This window comes from Micromonospora solifontis (assembly GCF_003725545.1).
GTDB lineage: Bacteria > Actinomycetota > Actinomycetes > Mycobacteriales > Micromonosporaceae > Micromonospora > Micromonospora solifontis.
The window spans coordinates 45,223-67,282 of sequence record NZ_RJLN01000001.1; the positions used below are offsets into that span (position 1 = coordinate 45,223).

The window sequence follows — 22,060 nt, forward strand, 5'->3', positions numbered from 1 at the left end:
TCGATGCCCTGTGGATAAGGGGGCTCAGCCCTTCCACAGGGCGAGCATCATCGCCTCCACCGCGATCCGCGGCTTGACGTTCGCCTCGATCGCCGCCCGGCACTCCAGCACGGCTTCCAGCCGGCGCAGCGCCCCGTCGGCGTCCCACCGCTGGGCGCCCGCCTCGGCCAGCGCCGCGGTGTCGGTGTGCACCGGGGCGACCGGTGCCCGCAGCGCCGTGGTCAGCGCGTCCCGGTAGAAGCCGGCGAGGTCGACCAGCGCCCGGTCGAGCGCGTCCCGCTGGGCCCGGGTGGCCCGCGACTTCTGCCGCTTCTCCAGGTCCTTGAGCTGGCCGGCGGCGCCGCGCATGGCACCCGCCGCGCCCCGGCCGGTGCCGCCCGCCCCGAGGGCGGTCTGCAGCGCCGTCCGCTCCGCCTCGTCGATCTCGGCGACCGACGCGGCGGCCTCCGCCTCGGCCGCCTCGATCAGCGCGGACGCGGCGTCGAACGCGGCGCCCACCCCGGTCAGCCGGCGCGGCACCGCGAGCACCGCGTCCCGGCGCTGCCGGGCCTCCGGGTCGCGGGCCAGCCGCCGGGCCCGGCCGACGTGTCCCTGCGCGGCCGCCGCGGCCCAGGCGGCCACGTCGGGCGCGATGCCGTCCCGGCGGACCAGCACCTCGGCCACCGCGCCGGCCGGCGGCTGCCGCAGCGGTACGACGCGGCAGCGCGACCGGATCGTCACCGAGATGTCGTCTGGGTGGGTGGACGGGGCGCAGAGCAGGAAGACGGTCCGCGGCGGCGGCTCCTCGATCGCCTTGAGCAGCGCGTTGCCGGCCGCCTCGGTGAGCCGGTCGGCGTCCTCGATGATGACGATCTGCCAGCGCCCGCCGGACGGCGTGCTGGCGGCCCGGAGCACCAGGGCGCGCATCTCCCCGACGCCGATGGAGAGCCCTTCGGGCACCACCAGCCGGACGTCGGCGTGCGTGCCGGTCATCGTGGTGTGGCAGCCGGGGCAGGTGCCGCAGCCGGTGCCGTGCACGCACTGCAACGCCGCGGCGAAGGCCCGGGCGGCGACCGAGCGGCCCGAGCCGGGCGGCCCGGTGAAGATCCAGGCGTGGGTCATCCCCGCCCCGGGCTCGCCGCTGGCCGTCGCCGCGGCCGGGGCGGCGCCCGCCGCTCCCGGGTCGGTGCTCGGCTCGTCGTCGAACTCGTCGGCGAGGGCGTCCAGTTCGTCGCCGACGTCGTCCCCGCCCGCGACCCGACCGGCGGGCGCAGCGGTGGCGGCACGCAGCAGGGCGTCGGCCGAGGCGGCGGCGCGGCGCAGCGTGGCCACCGCCTCGTCCTGCCCGACCAGGTCGGCGAAGACGTCCGCCATCAGGTGGGGCGCTCCATGGTCACCAGTTCCGCGTCGGATAACTCCGGCTGGACCGTGGTGTCCGGGCCCTGAGCCGGGCGGGGGTGCACGATGCCCGCCGGGTCGACCAGGAACTCGTCCACCCGCCGGGCCACCGCCTCGGCGATCTCCTCGGCCGGCCGGGAGGCGTCGAGCACCAGGTAGCGCTTGGGGTCGGCGGCGGCCAGGTCGAGGAAGGCGTACCGGACGCGCTCGTGGAACGCGATCGACTCGGCTTCCAGGCGGTCGGCGCCCTGGTTGCGGGACTCGACGCGGGACAGCCCGGTGTGCGGGTCGACGTCGAGGAGCACCACCAGGTCGGGCTTGAGCCCTCCGGTCGCCCACGAGGAGAGCCAGGAGACCTCCTGCACCGGCAGCGTACGGCCGGCCCCCTGGTAGGCCAGGGACGAGTCGACGTACCGGTCGCTGACCACCACCGCGCCGCGGACCAGCGCCGGCCGGACCACGGTGGCGACGTGGTGCGCCCGGTCGGCCGCGTAGAGCAGCGCCTCGGCGCGCGCCGACGGGGCCTCGTCACCGGCGTTCTCCAGCACCAGCGAGCGGATCCGCTCGCCGACCGCGGTGGCGCCCGGCTCCCGGGTGACCACCACGTCCCGGCCCTGCTCGCGGAGGCGGTCGGCGAGCGCGGCGAGCTGGGTGGACTTGCCGGCCCCCTCGCCGCCCTCGAAGACCACGAAGAGCCCGCTGGAGACGAAGTGCTCGGCCGGCATCAGCGGGCGGCCGCGGATCGAGCCCCACAGGTCGGCCAGGACCGGTACGCCCTTCTTGTCGTCCATCTGGCCGAAGGCGCTGATCCCGGCGAAGATGCCGGCCGCGCCGGCGACGAGCAGCAGCAGGCGGGTCGAGGAGACCGAGATGCCGAGGTCGGCGATGGTCAGCTTGCGCGAGCCGCCGACGCCGACCAGGAGGCTGCTGAGCGCGATGGCCAGGATCAGCACCAGCCGGGTGCCGATCTGCACCACCGCGAAGACCCGGCCGCGTACCTCGTCGGCGACCTCGCCGCCGAGCAGGGTGGTGCCGGCCAGGAAGGCCATGCCGGCGCCGGTGCCGACCAGGACCGCGCCGAGCATCGCCATGGAGAGGTGGATGGCGAAGGCGAGCACCAGCACCGAGGCGCTGGCCAGCACGATGCTCATGCCGAACCAGCGCCGTCGGGACATGTCCCGGACGATCAGCGGGCCGGCCCCGATGCCGATCGCCAGGCCGATGAAGATCGCGCCGAAGAGCAGGAAGAACGCGGCGTCACCGGCGCCGAGCGAGGCGGCGAAGAACTTGGCCGTGCCGACCACGATGCCGCCGCCGGCGAACGCGCCGAAGATGCCGAGCACCAGGCCCCGGACCAGCGGGGTCTGGCCGATGTACTTCCAGCCCTCGGTGAACTGGCGCAGCATGCTCTGCTCGGTGCGTTCCGCCTCGTCGGCGTGGGTCTGGCTGATCTCCTTGATCCCGACCGCCACCACGATGGCCGTGGCCAGCCGGGAGAACGCGTTCAACCAGAGCGCGAGCTGCGCCGGCTCGGCCCAGGACGGGATCACTCCGCCGGTGACCCCGCGAATGCTACGGTCCAGCACGGCCAGGCCGATCGCGGCGGCGATCGGGGTGAGGCCGTACGTGGTGATGAGGGTGAGCTGGTTGGCCGTCTCCAGCCGGGCGCGCGGGATGAGGTTGGGGACCGCGGCCTCCTTGGCCGGGATCCACATCAGGGTGATGGTCTCGATCAGGAAGGTCGCCACCAGCGCCCAGGTGACCACCATCCCGCCGCTGGCGCCGGTGAGGGCGACCAGTGGGATGGAGGCGAAGAGCAGGAAGCGCAGCACGTCGCAGATGACCATCGTCCAGCGCCGGTCGAACCGGTCGGCGAAGACGCCGGCCACCGGGCCGAGCAGCAGCGCCGGCAGCAGCCGGATCGCGATCGTGGTGCCGAAGGCGGCGCCCTTGGCGGTGTCGCCGGACACCTGCGAGGCGGCGAAGACGGAGGTGGCGAGCAGGCCGAGCCAGTCGCCGAAGGAGGCCGCGCCGAGCACGATCCAGAGCCGGCGGAACGGCCGGATGCGCAGCACCGAGCGGATGGCGGCGGCGCCGGACCGGTCGGCCTGCGCCCCGGACGACGACACGCCGGGCGACTCGCCGTTCTTCTGGCTTTCGATGGCCGTACCTCCACGTGCCGGCCCAGAGCTGGGCCTCTCCGGTGGAACACTCTAGTCGCGGCGAGAAGCGTCCCCCTCCGCGACATTCGCCTGCTCGCTGAGCCTAGGCCGCGGGAGCCGCCGACCGCAGCCCGGACAGACGCGAGGGTATTTCGCATTGACGTCCAGACAGTTAGCGTGCAAACGTGGCCACCGACAGTGACAAACTTCGCGATCGTCTCGAACGGGCGACCGCCCACCTCGACCCGCCGTACGCCGTGGTCGACCTCGCCGCCTTCGACGCCAACGCGGACGCGCTGGTCAACCGGGCCGCCGGGAAGCCGGTCCGGGTCGCCAGCAAGTCCGTCCGGGTACGCGACCTGCTGACCCGGGTGCTGGACCGCCCCGGCTGGCACGGCGTGATGGCGTTCACCCTGCCCGAGGCGGTCTGGCTGGTCCGCGCCGGCGTCAGCGACGACGTGCTGGTCGCCTATCCGACCGCCAACCGGAACGCCCTCGCCGAACTCGCCGCCGACCCGGCGCTCGCCGACGCGGTGACCCTGATGGTCGACGACCCCGCCCAACTCGACCTCGTCGACCAGGTGTGCCCGCCCGGGCGCCGGCCACCGCTGCGCGTCTGCCTCGACCTGGACGCCTCCTGGCGACCGATGGGCGGCCGGATGCACGTGGGGGTCCGACGCTCCCCGGTGCACAGCCCCCGGGCCGCCGGCGCGTTCGCCGCCGCCGTCGCCGGCCGGCCGGGCTTCCGGCTGGTCGGACTGATGTCGTACGAGGCGCAGATCGCCGGGCTCGGCGACGCCCCGCCCGGCCAGGCGGTCCTCGGCACCGCGATCCGGGTCGCCCAGCGCGGGTCGTACCGGGAACTGCTGGCCCGGCGCGCGGCGGCGGTCGCCGCGGTACGCGAGCACGCCGACCTGGAGTTCGTCAACGGCGGCGGCACCGGGAGCGTGGCCGCCACCAGCGCCGACCCCGCGGTCACCGAGATCACCGCGGGATCGGGTCTGTACGGCCCGACGCTCTTCGACGCGTACCGGGCCTGGCGCCCGACCCCGGCGGCGTTCTTCGCCTGCGCGGTGGTCCGCCGGCCGGGACCCGGGCTGGCCACCGTGCTCGGCGGCGGCTGGATCGCCTCCGGCCCGGCCGCCGACAGCCGGCTGCCCCGGCCGTGGCTGCCGGCGGGCCTGAAGCTGCTCGGCGCAGAGGGCGCGGGCGAGGTGCAGACCCCGCTCACCGGCGCGGCGGCGACCAGGCTGCGGGTGGGCGACCGGGTCTGGTTCCGGCACGCCAAGGCCGGCGAGCTGTGCGAGCGGGTCAACGAGATGCACCTAGTCGACGGGGACACGGTGGTCGCGACCGTGCCAACCTACCGCGGCGAGGGCCACGCCTTCCTGTGAGCAAACGGTGACGGCGGGCCCCGGCGCACCTCGGGAACCCGCCGTTCGTCGTCTGCCCGGTCGCCCCCGGGCATCGCACCTTTCGTTCGTCGCCGCCCCGGTGCCGGCGGCGACCGCACCGCTCAGCTCGGCCGGGCGGCCTCGGTCCGCTCGTCGACCTGCCGGTGCAGGTACTCCCGGACCAGCGCCTTCGCCTCGACCAGCACCCGCTCGTCGCCCTCCGGCCGGCGCCGGAACGCCAGCTTGATCAGCGCGTCCGCCGCCTCCACCGCCACCTCCAGGTGGAACTGGAGGTCGGGCACGCCGGCCAGGCCGAAGCGCTCGGTGAGCACCCGGGCCAACTGGTCGGCGATGACCCCGTTGTTGTCCCGCTGCTCATCGAGCAGGTGCATGTCGACGACGTCGCCGAAGTGCAGGGTACGGAACCCCGGGACGGTGCGGTGCATCGAGATGTACTCGTCGATCGCCGCGTCGACACCGTCCCACCAGTGGGTCAGGTCGTCGGAGGCGAACCGCTCGTCGAGCCGCTGGAGGTAGGACTCCATCGTGCGCAGGGTCAACGCCTGCACGATCGCCCGCTTGTCCGGAAAGAACTGATAGACCGACCCGATCGCCACCTCGGCGCGCTCGGCGAGCAGAGTCGTGGTCAGCCCCTCGTACCCCACCTCGTCGACCAGCTCTGCACAGGCGTCCAACATCCGCTGGACGCGCGCGACACTTCGACCCTGCACCGGTACCCGGCGCAGCGGCCCGGTCGTGGCGGCTGGTGTGGACACTCGGCGCCACCCCCCTTCGACGGATGAACATATCTGCACGTCACGAGACCGTGACTACCGGTACAACGAGCGGACACCGATTGCGGTATTTACCAGTAAGAACGTTCCTGATATGAAGTCAGTTCACATTCATCTCGAGGAGCGCGCATGTCCGGTACGCCAGCAGTCTGGTCCAACTGGGCCGGCAATCAGCGCAGCACCGCCGCCCTCGTGGTCCGGCCCCGGACCGTCGAGGAGGTCGCCGCGGCGGTCCGCGCCGCCGCCGACGCCGGCCGGACGGTCCGGGCAGCGGGCAGCGGGCACTCGTTCACCGGGACGGCCCTCACCGACGGACACCGGATCGACCTGACCGACCTGGACACCGGTGTCCACGTCGACACCGCCCGTCGACTGGTCACCGTACCGGCTGGCATGACTCTGCACGCCCTCAACGAACTGCTCGCCACGCACGGCCTGGCGTTACCCAACCTCGGCGACATCGACGCCCAGACGGTGGCCGGGGCGCTCTCCACCGGCACCCACGGCACCGGCGGAAAGCTCGGCTGCCTCTCCACCTTCGTGGTCGGGCTGACCCTGGTGACCGGGACCGGCGAGGTGCTGCACTGCTCCGCCGACGAGCACCGGGACGTGTTCGCCGCCGCCCGGGTCGGGCTCGGCGCGGTCGGGATCCTGGTCGACCTGACCCTGCGCTGCGTCGACGCCTTCGTGCTACGCGCGCACGAACGCCCGGCGGCCCTCGCCGCGGTGCTGGCCGACCTGCCCGGGCTGGTCGAGCAGCACGACCACGTCGAGTTCTACTGGTTCCCGTACACCGCCCGGGTCCAGGTCAAGACCAACGACCGGACGCCCGCCGACGACCGGCCGCTGCCCCGGTGGCGCGGCTGGCTGGACGACGAGTTCCTGGCCAACACCGTCTTCGCGGGCGCCTGCCGGCTCGGCCGCGCCGTGCCCGCGCTCGTCCCCGGGATCAGCGCGGTCTCCGCCCGGGCGCTCACCGAACGCAGCTACACCGGCCGCTCCGACCGGGTGTTCTGCACCCCACGCCGGGTCCGCTTCGTGGAGATGGAGTACGGCCTCCCCCGCGCCGCCCTGCCGGAGGCACTGGCCGCACTGCGCCGGATCGTGGCCGGTCTGCCGTTCAAGGTGCAGTTCCCGGTGGAGGTGCGGTTCACCGCCGCCGACGACATCTGGCTCTCCCACTCCTACGGGCGGGACTCCGCGTACATCGCCATCCACCAGTACGTCGGCGTGCCCTACGAGCCGTACTTCCGGGCCTTCGAGGAGGTGGCGACGGACCTGGGCGGCCGGCCGCACTGGGGCAAGCTGCACTACCGCGACGCGGCCTCGCTCGCCCCCGCGTACCCGAAGTTCGGCGACTTCCTGGCCGTCCGCGACCGCCTCGACCCCGAGCGGCTCTTCACCAACGCCTACCTCGACCGGGTGCTCGGCGGGGCGCCGTCCGGCGCGACCGCCTGAGCGCCGACCCCGAGCGCGCCCACGTACCCCAGCACCCGGTCGTACGCGGCCCGGTACTCGGGGTGGGCCGTGCCGGGGTGGGTGAGCGCCGCCGTCAGGTCGACCAGCCGCAGCTCCGGCGCGAGGTCGGTCCAGGTCGGCAACGCCTCCATCCGGGTCACGGTCCAGTGCCCGGGGCGCACCTCGGTGAAGGTCGCCCGGGCCATCACCCCCTCGCGGTTGTCCGCCACCGGCTCGGCGTGCCGGGCCAGCTCGTTGCCCATCCCGAAGACCACCCACTTGTCCCCGAACCGCTGGAACGGCTGCACCGCGTGGGCGTGGTGGCCGAGGATCAGGTCCACGTCGGGCGAGGAGATGAGCTGCCGGGCCCAGGCCTGCTGGTCGGCGTCGGGCAGGTGCTGGTACTCCGTACCCCAGTGCAGGCTGAGCACGACGATGTCGGCGCCGGCCGCCCGCGCCCGGCGCGCGGCGGCCAGGATCTCCGGCGGGTCGATGAGGTTGGCCAGCCACTCCTGGCCGGCCGGGCGGGTCAGCCCGTTGAAGTTCAGGCTGTACGCCAGGTGCGCGACGCGGACCCCGCCGACCTGGTAGATCCGCGGGGTGGCCGCCTCGGCGGCGCTCCGGGCGCTGCCGGTGTGCCCGAGCCCCGCCGCGTCCAGCGCCCGCAGCGTCCGGGCCACCCCGTCCGGTCCCTGGTCGAGGGTGTGGTTCGAGGCGGTCGAACACCCGTCGAAGCCGGCCTGCCGCACCCCGCCGAGCACCTGCGGCGGCACGTTGAAGGACGGATAACCGGAGAACGGTCCGGCCGGGTCGGCCAGCGGTGTCTCCAGATGGCAGAGCGCGAGGTCGGCGCCGCCGACGACCGGGGCGACCCCGGCGAACATCGGGCCGAAATCCAGACCGCCCGGCCGGCCGGTGCGGGCGGCGTCCCGGCGCGCCTGCGCGGTGACCTCCGGATGGACCAGCACGTCACCGGCGGCCACCAGGCGCAGCACCCGGGGCCGCGCGCCCTTCCCGGTCGACGTGGGAGCGGCCGCCGTGGCGGGTCCGGACGACGGCCCGGCGTTCCGGGCCACCGGGTTGGCCGGGTCCAGTGCCCGCGCGCCGAGCAGGGCCGCCACCAGCAGCACGAGGACCACGCCGACGCCGAGCAGTGCCCGACGCGGCACTGCGCGTAGCGACATGCCCTCACGTTAGGCGGCCGCCGCCGAGCCGGCGGGCCGGAAAAGGGACGATCAACCCCTTCGGGGAACAGCCGTCACTCGGCCGTGCTGCTCGCCTTCTTCGGGGCCGCCTTCTTCGCCGGCGCCTTCTTCGCGGTCGTCGCCTTCGCCGTGGTCGTCTTCCGGGCGGCCGTCGACTTGGCGGCGGCGGTCTTCTTCGCCGCCGTCTTCTTGGCCGGGGCGGCCTTCTTCGCCGCCTTCTTCTTCGGGGCCGGCCCCTTCGCCCGCTTCTCGGCGAGCATCTCGGAGGCCTCCTCCAGGGTCAGCGCCTCCGGAGTCTGCCCGCGCCGCAGCGACGCGTTCGTCTCGCCGTCCGTGACGTACGGCCCGAACCGGCCGTCCTTGATCACCAGCGGCTTCTCGGTGAGCGGGTCGGCACCCATCTCCCGCAGCGGCGGCGCGGCGGCCCGCCGCTGGCGGGTCTTCGGGGCGGCCAGCAGCGCGAGCGCCTCGTCCAGCGTGACGGTGAACATCTTGTCTTCCGAGTCCAGCGAGCGGAACTCGTCACCGCGCTTGACGTACGGGCCGTAGCGGCCGTTGTTGGCGACGACCTCGTGGCCCTCGGCGTCGGTGCCGATCAGCCGGGGCAGGCTGAGCAGCTTCAGCGCCTCGTCCAGGGTGAGCGAGTCCGGCGACTGCGACCGCAGCAGCGAGGACTTCCGCTCGCCGCTGGCCACGTACGGGCCGAACCGACCGGACTTGAGCAGGATCGGCTCGCCGGTGGCCGGGTCGTCGCCGAGCTTGCGTTCGCCCCCGCCGCCGAGGAACAGCTCGTGCACCTTCTCCGGGGTCAGCTCGTCCGGGGCCAGCCCCTCCGGGATCGGGGCCCGGTCACCCTGGGCGCCGCCCTCCTCGCCCTCACCGGCCGGCGCGGGCTGCTCGCCGGGCAGCGCCCGCTGCAGGTACGGGCCGTACCGGCCGACCCGCACCACCACCTCACGCCCCTCGTCGTCGGTGAAGAGCGGGATCGAGTTGACGCTGCGGGCGTCGATGTCGCTGAGGTTCTCCGTCACCAGCTTCTTCAACCCGCCGGCGTGGGCGATCGCCTGGTCGCCGGTGCCGTTGGCGCTGCCGAAGTAGAAGGAGGTGAGGAAGTCCACCGCCGCGTGGTCGCCACCGGCGATCTCGTCCAGCTCGTTCTCCATGCTGGCGGTGAAGTCGTAGTCGATCAGGCGCGGGTAGTGCCGCTCCAGCAGCCCGATCACCGCGAACGCCAGGAACGACGGGATCATCGCCTGGCCGCGCTTGGACACGTAGCCGCGGTCCTGGATGGTCTGCATGATCGACGCGTACGTCGACGGGCGGCCGATGCCCAGCTCCTCCAGGGCCTTGACCAGCGACGCCTCCGTGTACCGGGCGGGCGGCTGGGTGTGGTGCCCCTGCGCGGCCAGCTCCTCGGCGGTCAGCGGCTGGTCCTTGACCAGCGTGGGCAGCCGCCGCTCGGCGTCCTCCGCCTCGGCGTTCTCGTCGTCGCTCGACTCGACGTACGCGCGCAGGAAGCCCGGGTCGGTGATGGTCTTGCCGGTCGCGCCGAAGTCCGCCTCCTCCTGGGCGGAGGTGAGCGCCCGGATCCGCACCGACACGCTGGAGCCGACCGCGTCGGTCATCTGCGAGGCGATGGTGCGCCGCCAGATCAGCTCGTAGAGCTTGAACTCCTCGCCGGACAGCTCCTTGGCCACCTCACCCGGGGTGCGGAAGTTGTCGCCCGCCGGGCGGATCGCCTCGTGCGCCTCCTGCGCGTTCTTCACCTTGCCGGTGTAGCGGCGCGGCTCCGGCGGCACGCTGCGCTCGCCGTACAGCTCGACGATCTGCCGGCGGGCCGCCGCGATGGCGGTCTCCGACAGGTTCACCGAGTCGGTACGCATGTAGGTGATGTAGCCGTTCTCGTACAGCCGCTGCGCGGTGCGCATCGTCTGCTGCGACGAGAACCGCAGCTTGCGGGCCGCCTCCTGCTGGAGCGTGGAGGTGATGAACGGCGCGTACGGGCGGCGGCGGTAGGGCTTCTCCTCGACCCGGGTGACGGTGAACGGCCGCCCCTCCAGGCGGGCCGCCAGCCCCCGCGCCCCGCTCTCGTCCAGGTGCACCACGCCCGCGCCGGCCCGCACCCGGCCGGTGGTCGGCTCGAAGTCCTTGCCGGTGGCGATCCGGTCGCCGTTCAGCGCGATCAGGGTGGCGTTGAAGCTGCGCGGCCCCTCGCCCGCGTTCGCGACCGCGAGGGTGGCCAGGATGTCCCAGTACTCGGCGGTGCGGAAGGCCATCCGCTGCCGCTCCCGCTCGACCACGATCCGGGTCGCCACGGACTGCACCCGGCCCGCCGAGAGCTTCGGCATGACCTTCTTCCACAGCACCGGGGAGACCTCGTAGCCGTACAGCCGGTCGAGGATGCGCCGCGCCTCCTGCGCGTCGACCAGGTCCCGGTCGATCTCCCGCGGGTTGGCCACCGCGGCCTGGATGGCCGGCTTGGTGATCTCGTGGAAGACCATCCGCTTGACCGGCACCTTGGGCTTGAGCGTCTCCACCAGGTGCCAGGCGATCGCCTCGCCCTCGCGGTCCTCATCCGTGGCCAGGAAGATCTCGTCGACCTCCTTGGCCAGCTTCACCAGCTTGCTGATCTGCTGCTTACGGTCGGCCGAGACCACGTAGAGGGCGTGGAAGCCGTTGTCGACGTCCACCCCGAGCCGCGCCCACGGCTCGCCCTTGTACTTCGCCGGCACGTCGGCCGCGTTGCGGGGCAGGTCCCGGACGTGGCCGAAGCTGGCCTCCACGACGTACCCCGGGCCGAGGTAGCCCGAGATCGTCTTGGCCTTCGCCGGTGACTCGACGATGACCAGACGGGTGGTTCCAGCGTTGCTCGGCACGTCTCTCTCCGACCTCACTCCTACGCCAATGCCCGTTTCGGGCCGTGTTGCACCGGCCGGGCCACCGGCGGTCCGGATGTCCAACGTAACGCGCCGTCCGCGTTCCGGGTTTCGTGGGCGGCAAACGATCAGTTTCCGCGACCACCCGGCCGGTGCGCACGGCGACACCCGCCGGACGGCGCCACCGTACACCGTGGGTAGGGCACCGAGCGGGTCACTGTGACGATCACACACCCACGGCCGAGCGCCGCCGGTCCGTTTTCCTGGACGAACCACCGGCCGGGGTGTCCGGGATCGGACAGCCGGTGGGGTTGCCACCCGCCGGGTCAGCCCCCGGCGCCGGGCCACCCGGCTGCCGGGGCGGCGGCCGGCCGCTCGCCCACCAACTCCACCAGCCGGGCCAGCCGCCGGCGACCCGCGATCCGGTACGCGGGCCCACCCTCGCCCGGCTCCACGAACGCCCCCGGCAGCCCCACCACGGCCAGCGCCGCCCGCACCGGCGGCCAGCACTCCTCGTCGCCGGCCCCGAGCCGGAGCAGGAAGCCGGCCGGGTCGGCCGCCCCCGCGGCCGCCACCCAGAGCCGCAGCCGCCGCCCGTTCAGGTGGAACCCGGCCGGGGGGCGCTTCGCCGTGCCCCGCAGCCAGGCCCGGGCGAGCGGGGCCAGCGTGGTCGCGTACGCGGTGCGGACCAGGTGCCGGCCGTCCCCGGTGGGCTCCCAGCTCGCCGGAATCCCCCGGGCGGCCAGCTCGGCCACCAGCACGTGCACCCGCCAGGCGGCGTCGACCACCACCGCGAGCCGGGCAGTGCCGCCCATCCGCCCCACATCCCCCGGCCCGGCGAGCAGGCCGGCCAGGTCCGCCAACGATGGATCGGCCGCCTCGGTGGAGAACAGCGAGGGCTGGCGGGCCGGATTTCGGGGAGGGGGCGTCAGCGACACTCCGGGACCTCGTCGAAGGCCTCTTTGAGTTCGGTCGAGTTGAGCCGGCTGGTGTCCAGCGAGCTCGCGTCGTACTCCTTGTTGAGCGTGTCGACCGCGGCCCGCACCCCGTCGTAGAAGGGGCCGGCCTGGGCGGTGTCCAGCCCGTCGATGGTGTCCCGGGCCCGACCGTACGCGTCCCGCACCTTGCTCAGGGAGGCGCGGAACCCGGCCGAGATCTCGTCGCCGTGGTCGGTCTCCGGCACGCCGGCCTCCTCGATCCTGCGCCGGGCGGTCTCGCTGGCCTGCTCGGCCCCGGCGAAGAGCCGGACCAGGTTCTCCTTGGCCTGCGCTGGGGTGGTCTGCGCGGTCATCTGCTGCTGGGTGCTGCTGGTCAGCTTGTTGATCTCGGCGCGCCACGGGGTGAGCGCCTCGCAGACCGCCGCGGCCCAGGCCCGGGGGCTGGGGCCGCCGCAGCCGGCGACCAGGAGAACGAGCGTGGCCAGGACCACCGTGAGCTTTCCGGCGGTTCCCGCCCCCCGCGTACGCATGCGAAGCAGCGTACGGCCTCCCGGTGGAAGCGCCACCCGTCAGGTTTCCCGCCCGGGACGCTCCGGTTCCCGGCCGGCGGGCCGCCGACCGGGAACCGGGCCGCCGACGTCAGGCGTTGACGGTCTCCACGTGGTCGTCGTGGGTGCCCGCGGCGCTGTCGGACTCGGCCATCGCCACGCCCTTGCGCTTGCTGAACACCACGGCCGCCACGATGACCAGCGCGGCCACGATCGCGATCGTGATGCGCAGGGCCGGGTTCTTGTCGTCGCCCACGCTCCAGGCCACCACGGCCGGCGCGATCAGCAGCGAGACCAGGTTCATCACCTTGATCAGCGGGTTGATCGCCGGGCCGGCGGTGTCCTTGAACGGGTCACCGACGGTGTCGCCGATGACGGTCGCGGCGTGCGAGTCCGAACCCTTGCCGCCGAACGCGCCGTCCTCGACCAGCTTCTTGCCGTTGTCCCAGGCGCCACCGGAGTTGGCCAGGAAGACCGCCATCAGGGTGCCCGCCCCGATCGCACCGGCCAGGTACGACGCCAGCGCGCCGGGGCCGAGGCCGAAGCCGACCGCGATCGGCGCCATGATGGCCAGCAGGCCGGGGGTCATCAGCTCGCGCTGCGCGTCCCGGGTGCAGATGTCGACCACCTTGCCGTACTCGGGCCGCTGGGTGCGGTCCATGATCCCGGGCAGCTCGCGGAACTGCCGGCGGACCTCCATCACCACGGCGCCGGCCGAGCGGGAGACCGCGTTGATGGCCAGGCCGGAGAAGAGGAAGACCACCGCCGCGCCGACGATCAGGCCGACCAGGTTGCGCGGGTTGGCCACGTTGAGCGCGTTGAGGATCTCGGTGCCGACGTCACCGACGCCCGCGTCCGCGTACGAGGAGCGCAGCGTGTCGGTGTACGAGCCGAACAGCGCGGTCGCGGCGAGCACCGCGGTGGCGATCGCGATGCCCTTGGTGATCGCCTTGGTGGTGTTGCCGACGGCGTCCAGCTCGGTCAGCGTCCGCGCGCCGTCCTCGTCGATGTCGCCGGACATCTCCGCGACGCCCTGGGCGTTGTCGGAGATCGGGCCGAAGGTGTCCATCGCGACGATGACGCCGACGGTGGTGAGCAGGCCGGTGCCGGCCAGCGCGACCGCGAACAGCGACAGCGTGATGGAGCTGCCGCCGAGCAGGAAGGCGCCGAAGACGCCCGCGCCGATCAGCAGCGCCGAGTAGACCGCCGACTCCAGGCCGACGCTGATGCCGGCGAGGATGACGGTGGCCGGGCCGGTCTGCGAGCTCTTGCCGATGTCCTGCACCGGGCGCCGGTTGGTCTCGGTGAAGTACCCGGTCAGCGCCTGGATCGCGGCGGCCAGCACGATGCCGATGACCACCGCGCCGATGGCCACCAGGCGCGGGTTGCGGTCGACGTCGGTGAGCCCACCCTCCAGTTCGCCGAAGGTCGCCGGCAGGTACGCGAAGGCGGCGATCGCCACCAGCACCGCGGCGATCAGCGCGGAGAGGTAGAAGGCCCGGTTGATCGCGGTCAGGCCGTTGCGGTCGGAGGTGCGCAGCCGGGTGATGAAGACGCCGATGATCGCGACGAGCACCCCGATGGTGGAGATGATCAGCGGGAAGACCAGCCCGGTCTCGCCGAACGCGGCGCGGCCGAGGATCAGCGCCGCGACCAGGGTGACCGCGTACGACTCGAACAGGTCGGCGGCCATGCCGGCGCAGTCACCGACGTTGTCGCCCACGTTGTCGGCGATGGTGGCGGCGTTGCGCGGGTCGTCCTCCGGGATGCCCTGCTCGACCTTGCCGACCAGGTCGGCGCCGACGTCGGCGGCCTTGGTGAAGATGCCGCCGCCGACCCGCATGAACATGGCGAGCAGCGCGGCACCGAAGCCGAAGCCCTCCAGCACGGTCGGGGCGTCGCCCTTGAAGATCAGGACGACCAGCGCCGCACCGAACAGGCCGAGGCCCACGGTGAGGAAGCCGACCACGCCACCGGTCCGGAAGGCGATCTTCATGGCGCCCTCACGGCCGCCTTCCCGCTCCCGGGCGGCCGCGGCGACCCGCAGGTTGGCGCGGGTGGCCAGCCACATGCCGGCGCCGCCGATGAACGCGCTGAAGCTGGCGCCCACCACGAAGAAGAGCGATCGGCCGATCTTCACCCAGGTCTGGCTGCCGTCGGTGTCGTGCACCGGCAGCAGGAACAGCAGCACGACGGCGATGACCACGAAGATCGCCAGGGTACGGAACTGCCGCAGCAGGTACGCGGACGCGCCCTCCTGCACCGCCCCGGAGATCTCCTGCATGTTGGTGGTTCCCGTACCGGCTGCCAGTACCGCCCTGGTCAAGGCGGCCGCGAAGACGAGCGCCACCAGCGCGATGACCGCGGCGATGACGACGTACGTCACGTTGGCTCCGGTAAGGGACAGTGCGCCGCCGTCGGCGGCCAAGGTCCCGGACATCTATGTCCTCCTGTACCGAACAACTCGCGTCGGCCCGTGGAGACGCACGGGCCGACGCCTGGATGCGGACTCGCAAGCGCCCGCCAACCCACCCCGGCGGACCAGCGATGAACACCCGTTCCCGCTGGCTGCGGGACGGATCACTTGCTGACAACTCGCGTACTGTAGCCCTCTGACGTGTTGAGGGTCACAGGCAGGGGGCACCCAGCCTCGATGATCTTCATCGCTGTGCTATGTGAAGAAATCTGATATATAGGGCGGCCAACACGACCAGGCCGCGCTCCCCGAGGGGAACGCGGCCCGCGTGGTGGATCGTCAGGTCAGCGGCGAACCGGCCACACCATCCGGACCTCGGTGCCGACGCCCTCCTCGACCGGGCGCACCTGGAGATCCTCGACGAAGCCGGCGAGCAGCGCGAAGCCCACGCCGGTGGTCAACGCGTCCTCGCTGAGCGACTCCTTGGCCAGCTCGTCCGGGGGCAGGGCGGCCAGCCCGATGCTCGCCTCGATCGGGGCCCGGTCCACCACCCGCACCGTGTACGCCCCGCTGTCGGACATCTCCACGTACACCGGATCGGCCAGCCCGTACTGCCGGTGCAGGGCCACCGCCCGGGTGCACGCCTCACCGATCGCCAGGCGCACCTCGTCGAGCAGGTCCTCACGTACCCCGGCCCGGCGGGCCACCGCCACGCCGACCAGGCGTGCGGTACGGACGTGCACCGGCGCGGGCGAGAAGGAGAGCTTGACGGTCGCCATCACGCGCCGGCGCCGGTCGGGTCGGCGCTGATCGCCGCATCGACCGTGGGGTGCAGCGGGAAGACCTGGTCCAGTGCGGTGATCCGGAAGATCTTGAGCAGCGGCTCCTTGTCGCAGACCAGCGCGAAGGAACCGCCGGCCGAGCGGAGCCGCTTGAGCGCGCCGACCAGCACGCCGAGGCCGGTCGAGTCGAGGAAGTCCACCCGGCCCAGGTCGACCACGACCCGGCGGGCACCGCCGTCGATCAGTTCGAGGAGCCGTTCCCGCAGCCGCGGCGCGGTGTAGACGTCCACCTCACCGCCGACCTCGAGCACCGTGTGCTCGCCCACGGTGCGGGTCGCCAGCGACAGCTCCATCGGTCCCTCCTCGGTAAGCTCTCCTGGGCATCTAACCATCTTCACGCGTGACCCTTTCGGGTCACCGGTGGCGGCTTCCCCATACCCAGACCCCGGGTTCCCAATTCCGAACACCAGTGCGAGAGTGCAGGACGTGACGTTCGACGACTTCAGCTCGGCGGCTCCGTCGCCCGACCGGAAGCCGTCGTCCACCGCCAGCGGATCGACGCGCGTCGGTCCCGGCCGCCCGCCGGACGAGCTGCTGCGCCGGCTCCGCCTCCGGCACGCCACCGACCCGGTCACCCACGTCGAACGGGTGCCGGCCCGCGCCGGGGAGCCCGCGCCGTGGCCGGAATGGGCCCCGGCGGAGCTGCGGGCGGCGCTCGCGCGGCGCGGCGTGGTCGCCCCGTGGCGGCACCAGGCCGAGGCCGCCGAGCTGGCGTACGCCGGAGAGCACGTGGTGGTGGCCACCGGGACGGCGTCCGGCAAGTCGCTGGCGTACCAACTGCCCGCACTGGCCACGCTGCTCGCCGACCCGCGCGCCACCGTGCTCTACCTGGCCCCGACCAAGGCGCTCGCCGCCGACCAGCTACGCGCCGTCGCCGGACTGGAACTCGACGGGGTACGCCCCGCCACCTACGACGGGGACACCCCGCGCGCCGAGCGCGAGTGGATCCGCCGGCACTCGCGGTTCGTCCTGACCAACCCGGACATGCTGCACCACGGCATCCTCCCCGGGCACGCCCACTGGTCCGGCTTCCTGCGCCGGCTCGCCTACGTGGTGATCGACGAGTGCCACACCTACCGGGGCGTGTTCGGCTCGCACGTCGCGCACGTGCTGCGCCGGTTGCGCCGGCAGTGCGCCCGCTACGGGCGTCCCCCCGGCCAGGCGCTCGCGGGCTCGCGCAGTACCCCAACCTTCGTACTGGCCTCGGCCACGTCCGGCGACCCGGCGACGGCGGCCGGGCGGCTCACCGGCCTGCCGGTCACCGCCGTCACCGAGGACACCTCGCCGCGCGGCGGGGTGACCTTCGCCCTCTGGAAACCGCCCCTGCTTCCCCCTCCTTCCGCCGACGAGGAGCTCGCCGACCTGGTGTCCGTCCGGCGCTCCGCGCTGCGGGAGACCGCCGACCTGCTCACCGACAGCGTCGTCGAGGGAGTCCGCACGCTGGCCTTCGTCCGCTCCCGGCGCGGCGCCGAGGTGGTCGCCGCGAACGCCCGGCGGGCACTCGACGAGGCGGTGCCGGGGCTGGGTGACCGGGTGGCCGCCTACCGGGCCGGCTACCTGCGCGAGGAGCGGCGCGAGCTGGAACGCGCCCTGCTGCACGGCGACCTGCTGGGGCTCGCCTCCACCAACGCCCTGGAACTCGGCGTCGACCTGGTCGGGCTGGACGCGGTGCTGATCTGCGGCTGGCCCGGCACCCGGGCGTCGCTCTGGCAGCAGGCCGGCCGGGCCGGCCGCTCCGGCGACGAGGCCCTCGCGGTGCTGGTCGCCCGCGACGACCCGCTGGACACCTACCTGGTGCACCATCCGGAGGCGCTGTTCGGGCGGCCGGTCGAGGCGACCGTGCTCGACCCGGCCAACCCGTACGTGCTCGCCCCGCAGCTCGCCTGCGCCGCGCACGAGGCCCCGCTCACCCCCGCCGACCTGGAACTCTTCGGCGAGGGCGCGAAGGAGGCGGTGGACTCGCTGGTCGAGGCCGGGGCGCTGCGGCAGCGGCCCACCGGGTGGTACTGGCGGCACCGGGAACGCCCCGAGGTGGACCTGCGCGGGGAGGACGGCGCGCCGGTCTGCGTGGTGGAGGAGTCCACCGGCCGGCTGCTCGGCACCGTCGACGGCGGCTCGTCCCACTTCCTGCTCCACCCCGGCGCGGTCTATCTGCACCAGGGCGTCTCGTACGTGGTCGACTCGCTGGACCTGGCCGACGGGTGCGCGCTGGTGCACGCCGAGGAGCCGGACTGGTCCACCCACGCCCGGGACGTCACCTCGCTGTCCGTGGTGTCGGTCCGCTCGTACGTCGACGCCGGCCCCGTCGGGCTCTTCCTCGGCGAGGTGGACGTGACCAGCCAGGTGGTGTCGTACCAGCGGCGGCGGATCGCCACCGGCGAGGTGATCGACACCCGGCCGCTGGACCTGCCGGCGCGGGAGCTGCGCACCGTCGCCGTCTGGTTCACCGTCTCACCCGGATCGCTGGCGGCGGCCGGGATCGAGGCGGCGGACATCCCGGGGGCGTTGCACGCCGCCGAGCACGCCGGCATCGGCCTGCTGCCGCTGATGGCCACCTGCGACCGCTGGGACATCGGGGGCCTCTCCACCGCGCTGCACCCGGACACCGAGGCGCCCACCGTGTTCGTCTACGACGGCCACCCCGGTGGGGCGGGCTTCGCCGAGCGGGCGTACCGGACGGCGTCGGCCTGGCTGCGCGCCACCCGCGACGCGATCGCGGAGTGCGGCTGCGAGACCGGCTGCCCGTCCTGCGTCCAGTCCCCGAAGTGCGGCAACGGCAACAACCCGCTCGCCAAGCCGGACGCGGTCAAGGTGCTGGACGTGGTGCTCGCCAACCTGCCCGACCCGGCCGCGCCCGCGTCGGCCACCGGTGGCGCGGCGGGCGGTACCGCTGCCGCTCCCCACGGCGCCCCGCCGTCCGGTCCCGCCGGCCTGGTTGCCGACGGCTCGGCGCGGGCACCACTGCCCCGTCAGGACGAGCGGCTGTCGGGGCGGCCCGCCCCGGACGGCGTCGTCGCCGACTGACCCCGACCACGGCACGGCGCACGGGTGCCGCTCGGATCAACCAGGTCCGGTGGCGGCCAGGAAAGGCGCATGAGTCCGGGGAAGACGGGGCATCATTGATATATGGGAGCGCTTCCATGACCACCCGCCGGTGGCCGGGTGCTCCCGAGAGACCTTGAGATCCTGCCCGGGGAGGAGAAGCCATGGCCGACACGATCGCCGAGACCGTCGACCTGCTCTACACGATCGACCAGGAGAACCTCACCCCCGACCAACAGATCGCGCTGGGCAGCGCGCTGGCCAACCTGGCCCAGGCCGAGCGCCTGGAACAGATCAACGAGCACCTGCGCGGCATCCATCAGGTGCTCAACGCCTGGGCTTTGAAGGCGACGGTCGACGGCGGACGCTGAACGGTTCGGCGCCGATCGATGGGGACACGCGCGCGGGGGCGGACGCCGAGGGTCGAGCTGTGCGAGACTCCGGCGTTCACCCTCGAAGGAGATTCCATGCAGCTCGACAGCCTGCAGGCCCAGCACCAGTTCTTCATCCGGCAACGGATCCGGATGATGGTCAACCAGTACGAGGTCCGCGCGGTGGCCGCCGACGGCACCGAGGGCCCGCTGCTCGCGTTCGCGCAGCAGAAGCGCCTGGCCTTCAAGGAGCAGGTGACCATCTACACCGATGACTCCAAGCAGTACCCGTTGCTCGGCTTCAAGGCCCGCCAACGGCTCGACCTCGGCGCCACGTACGACGTGACCGACCACGCCGGTAACCCCATCGGCCTGTTCCGCAAGGACTTCGCCCAGTCGCTGCTGCGGTCGACCTGGCACGTCGAGCAGGCCGGCCTGCCCCAGATCACCGGGCAGGAGCGCAGCCTGCCGGTGGCGCTGCTGCGCCGGTTCGTCGACTCGCTCTCCTGGCTGCCGTACCACTTCGACTTCGCCGCCGGGGGCCAGCCGGTGTTCTCGGTGGTCAAGAAGTGGGGCCTGCGCGACCGGTACGTCGTCGAGATCCAGAACCCGCAGATCGACCGGCGGCTGGTGATCGCCATGGCGGTCGGCCTGGACGCGCTCCAGGCTCGCTGACCCGCGCCGGCCAGGGCGCGTCACGTACGCCCGGGCAGGGTCGGAGCCGGACGGTCCGCGAGGTGCCGACCAGCCGGCCCCGGCTCCTCCTGCCCGGGCGTGCACCACCTTGTGCGGCACCGGGGCCGAGGTGTGACGGTCAGCCACGGATCGGGCCGGCCCGGGAGGTCGCCACGGCGGTACGGGTCAACCAGGGCAGGGGTGAGACTGTCACCTCCGCCGTGACCAGTAGGTCGAGCCCGTCGAGCCGGCAGGCCACCAGCCGGCCGCCGTTGACCCCGGTGAACTCACCGGCCCGCCGGCAGGCGGCCCCCTCCCCGTCGAGCGCCCGGCCGGCGCCCGCGAGCGCGCCGAGGTCGGCCGCCGCCCGGGCCTGCTGCCGCGCCACCCGAGCCGACCCGAGCGCCGCGCCGAAGAGCCCCACCACCACGTAGACCAGGCCGATGGCGAGCAGACACACGGTCGCCCCGCCCCGGTCCGCCACCGGCCGGGCGGAGGGGCGGGCCGGCGGGCCGCCGCCACCAGTAGCGACCTCGCCCGCGCCGACCCGGTCCCCCACCGGCCGGGCGGTGGCGCCGGCCTGCGGGCCGCCGCCACCAGGAGCGACCTCGCCCGCGCTGACCCGCCGCCGGGGTGCGGCGCTCGCGCTCCGACCGGAGGTGGACGCCAGGGTCACGGGCGTGGTCCCGGCGTACCGGGCTCGACGGCGGCCACGGCGGTTGCGGAGACGGTGATCCGGGGCAGCCGTGCGCCGAGGGTGCGAACCGGCGCCCGGACCGTCGCGGTGACCCGGTCGCCGGAGACGGTTACCGAGACTTCGGCGCCGCCCGGGGCGTGCCGGCCACCCGCGGCCGAGCCGGGTTCTCCCCGGGCGGCGGCGAGCGCCGCCTCCCGGGCCGCGTCGAGGCAGCCCGCCCGGGTGGTCACCGCCCCCACCGCGGTGAGGCCGGCCGCGAGCAGCAGGACGAGCGCCGGCAGGCCGGCCGCCAGCTCGGCGGTGAAGGAACCCCGCTCCCCGCCGTCCCACGGTCTCCGCCGCCCGGCGACGGAGGCCCGCCGTCCGGCAGAACCCGCCCAGCGGCGGCCGGCCCGCCGACGCCCGGTCACTTCAGCGCCCGGTCGATGACGGCGGTGAGGGCGGACTGGACGTTGCCGGAGGTGAGCACCTTCAGCAGGATGCCGGCGAAGGCCACCGCGGCGAGGGTGCCAACGGCGTACTCGGCCGTGTTCATCCCGGCGTCGCCACGCAGGCGGGCGAGGAGTTTGCGCATGTCGTACTCCTGTCTCGAGGGATCACAGCACGTCGCCGAGGACGGCGACGATCACCGGCACCAGACCGGCGAGAATGAAGGCGGGCAGGAAACACAGCCCGAGCGGCAGCACGATGAGGACGCCCGCCCGCCTGGCCGCCGCCTCGGCGGCGGTGGCCCGATCGGAGCGGAGATCGTCGGCGAGGCGGGTGAGCGCGCCGGCCAACGCGGCGCCACTGTCGGCGGACCGGACCGCGGCGGCCGCCAGGCGCTCCGCACCGGACACCGGATGCAGGTGCGCCCAGGCCTCGACGGCCGTACCGCCAAGCTCGAGCGTCCGACCCACCCGACCGAGTCGCTCGGCGAGCGGCCCACCGAGTGCCTCCGCGACCGCCAGCACCGAGCGGTCCACCGGGGCGCCCGCCCGCAGCGCGGCCGCCAGCAGATCGGCGGCGAGGGGCAGGTCGGCGAGCTCCCGTAGTCGCCGCTCGCGGGCGGCACGTGGCTCGAACCTCCGCAACAGGCGGTCCGCGACCACGCCGGTCAGCACCCCGGCGAGCAGGCCGGCCGAGCCGCCGACCAGTACGAAGACGGCCACGCCGGCGAGGCCCGAGCCGAGCCGGATCCGGTCCGGCCACCAGGCCGGCCGGCCCACGCCGTGCGCGCCCCGCGCGGCCTGACCACCGTGCGCGCCCTGCCCACCGTGCGCGCC

Annotated in this window: 19 protein-coding genes; 5 read left to right on the forward strand and 14 right to left on the reverse strand. The window is 73.8% G+C overall.

All coding sequences use genetic code 11. The annotated features are described in order from the left end of the window. Positions 1-24: 24 nt before the first annotated feature. Complete coding sequence (locus EFE23_RS00260; protein ID WP_123238806.1) at positions 25-1,353, reverse strand: DNA polymerase III subunit delta'; 1,329 nt, start codon at positions 1,351-1,353, stop codon at positions 25-27. Then, a complete protein-coding gene (gene tmk, locus EFE23_RS00265; protein WP_233600797.1) occupies positions 1,353-3,416 on the reverse strand; it encodes a dTMP kinase in 2,064 nt (687 codons plus the stop codon). The genes EFE23_RS00260 and tmk overlap by 1 nt, the downstream gene beginning before the upstream one ends. Positions 3,417-3,724: 308 nt before the next feature. Here tmk and EFE23_RS00270 point away from each other — a divergent pair, with 308 nt between their 5' ends. Next, positions 3,725-4,933: an amino acid deaminase/aldolase gene (locus tag EFE23_RS00270; RefSeq protein WP_123238808.1), complete on the forward strand. Its 1,209-nt coding sequence runs from the start codon at positions 3,725-3,727 to the stop codon at positions 4,931-4,933. A 122-nt stretch (positions 4,934-5,055) separates the two neighbouring features. Here EFE23_RS00270 and EFE23_RS00275 read toward each other — a convergent pair whose 3' ends face one another. Then, positions 5,056-5,631, reverse strand: coding sequence for a TetR/AcrR family transcriptional regulator (locus EFE23_RS00275; RefSeq protein WP_123238809.1), 576 nt, complete (start codon positions 5,629-5,631; stop codon positions 5,056-5,058). 225 nt (positions 5,632-5,856) lie between these two features. Here EFE23_RS00275 and EFE23_RS00280 point away from each other — a divergent pair, with 225 nt between their 5' ends. Beyond that, positions 5,857-7,185: a D-arabinono-1,4-lactone oxidase gene (locus EFE23_RS00280; protein ID WP_123238810.1), complete on the forward strand. Its 1,329-nt coding sequence runs from the start codon at positions 5,857-5,859 to the stop codon at positions 7,183-7,185. Here EFE23_RS00280 and EFE23_RS00285 read toward each other — a convergent pair. The 7 genes from EFE23_RS00285 to EFE23_RS00315 all read right to left on the reverse strand — a co-directional run bounded on the left by EFE23_RS00285 (position 7,137) and on the right by EFE23_RS00315 (position 16,303). Beyond that, positions 7,137-8,369 carry a CapA family protein gene (locus EFE23_RS00285; protein WP_233600789.1) on the reverse strand — a complete coding sequence of 411 codons (1,233 nt, stop codon included), beginning with the start codon at positions 8,367-8,369 and terminating at the stop codon, positions 7,137-7,139. The two genes, EFE23_RS00280 and EFE23_RS00285, sit on opposite strands and share 49 nt — an antisense overlap. 74 nt (positions 8,370-8,443) lie before the next feature. Beyond that, positions 8,444-11,266, reverse strand: a complete 2,823-nt coding sequence (topA, locus tag EFE23_RS00290) for a type I DNA topoisomerase (RefSeq protein ID WP_123238811.1) — start codon at positions 11,264-11,266, stop codon at positions 8,444-8,446. 326 nt (positions 11,267-11,592) lie between these two features. Next, positions 11,593-12,204: a hypothetical protein gene (locus EFE23_RS00295; protein ID WP_123238812.1), complete on the reverse strand. Its 612-nt coding sequence runs from the start codon at positions 12,202-12,204 to the stop codon at positions 11,593-11,595. Then, positions 12,195-12,734 (reverse strand): hypothetical protein, encoded by a 540-nt coding sequence (locus tag EFE23_RS00300; protein ID WP_123238813.1) that lies wholly within the window; start codon positions 12,732-12,734, stop codon positions 12,195-12,197. Before EFE23_RS00300 ends, EFE23_RS00295 begins: the two co-directional genes overlap by 10 nt. A gap of 109 nt (positions 12,735-12,843) precedes the next feature. After that, positions 12,844-15,192: a sodium-translocating pyrophosphatase gene (locus EFE23_RS00305; RefSeq protein WP_123238814.1), complete on the reverse strand. Its 2,349-nt coding sequence runs from the start codon at positions 15,190-15,192 to the stop codon at positions 12,844-12,846. Positions 15,193-15,512: 320 nt separating this feature from the next. After that, on the reverse strand, positions 15,513-15,947 hold the full coding sequence (locus EFE23_RS00310; RefSeq protein WP_123238815.1) for an ATP-binding protein: 435 nt from the start codon (positions 15,945-15,947) through the stop codon (positions 15,513-15,515). Then, complete coding sequence (locus EFE23_RS00315) at positions 15,947-16,303, reverse strand: STAS domain-containing protein (protein WP_089011584.1); 357 nt, start codon at positions 16,301-16,303, stop codon at positions 15,947-15,949. Before EFE23_RS00315 ends, EFE23_RS00310 begins: the two co-directional genes overlap by 1 nt. Positions 16,304-16,427: 124 nt before the next feature. Between EFE23_RS00315 and EFE23_RS00320 the strand changes: the two genes are divergently transcribed. The 3 genes from EFE23_RS00320 to EFE23_RS00330 all read left to right on the forward strand — a co-directional run bounded on the left by EFE23_RS00320 (position 16,428) and on the right by EFE23_RS00330 (position 20,098). After that, on the forward strand, positions 16,428-19,034 hold the full coding sequence (locus EFE23_RS00320) for a DEAD/DEAH box helicase (RefSeq protein WP_373683947.1): 2,607 nt from the start codon (positions 16,428-16,430) through the stop codon (positions 19,032-19,034). 182 nt (positions 19,035-19,216) lie between these two features. After that, the gene (locus EFE23_RS00325) at positions 19,217-19,423 is read left to right on the forward strand and encodes a hypothetical protein (protein WP_123238816.1); all 207 of its coding nucleotides are present in this window, start codon (positions 19,217-19,219) and stop codon (positions 19,421-19,423) included. Between the two features lie 96 nt (positions 19,424-19,519). Next, positions 19,520-20,098, forward strand: a complete 579-nt coding sequence (locus EFE23_RS00330) for an LURP-one-related family protein (protein ID WP_123238817.1) — start codon at positions 19,520-19,522, stop codon at positions 20,096-20,098. 139 nt (positions 20,099-20,237) lie between these two features. Here EFE23_RS00330 and EFE23_RS00335 read toward each other — a convergent pair whose 3' ends face one another. From EFE23_RS00335 to EFE23_RS00350, 4 genes are all read right to left on the reverse strand, one after another. Next, positions 20,238-20,657, reverse strand: coding sequence for an Rv3654c family TadE-like protein (locus EFE23_RS00335; protein ID WP_123238914.1), 420 nt, complete (start codon positions 20,655-20,657; stop codon positions 20,238-20,240). Between the two features lie 113 nt (positions 20,658-20,770). After that, entirely contained in the window at positions 20,771-21,088 is a 318-nt protein-coding gene (locus tag EFE23_RS00340; protein ID WP_123238915.1) for a TadE family type IV pilus minor pilin, read from the reverse strand. A gap of 113 nt (positions 21,089-21,201) precedes the next feature. Then, positions 21,202-21,369 carry a DUF4244 domain-containing protein gene (locus EFE23_RS00345; RefSeq protein ID WP_076470820.1) on the reverse strand — a complete coding sequence of 56 codons (168 nt, stop codon included), beginning with the start codon at positions 21,367-21,369 and terminating at the stop codon, positions 21,202-21,204. 22 nt (positions 21,370-21,391) lie between these two features. After that, entirely contained in the window at positions 21,392-22,003 is a 612-nt protein-coding gene (locus tag EFE23_RS00350) for a type II secretion system F family protein (RefSeq protein ID WP_123238916.1), read from the reverse strand. Positions 22,004-22,060: the final 57 nt, after the last annotated feature.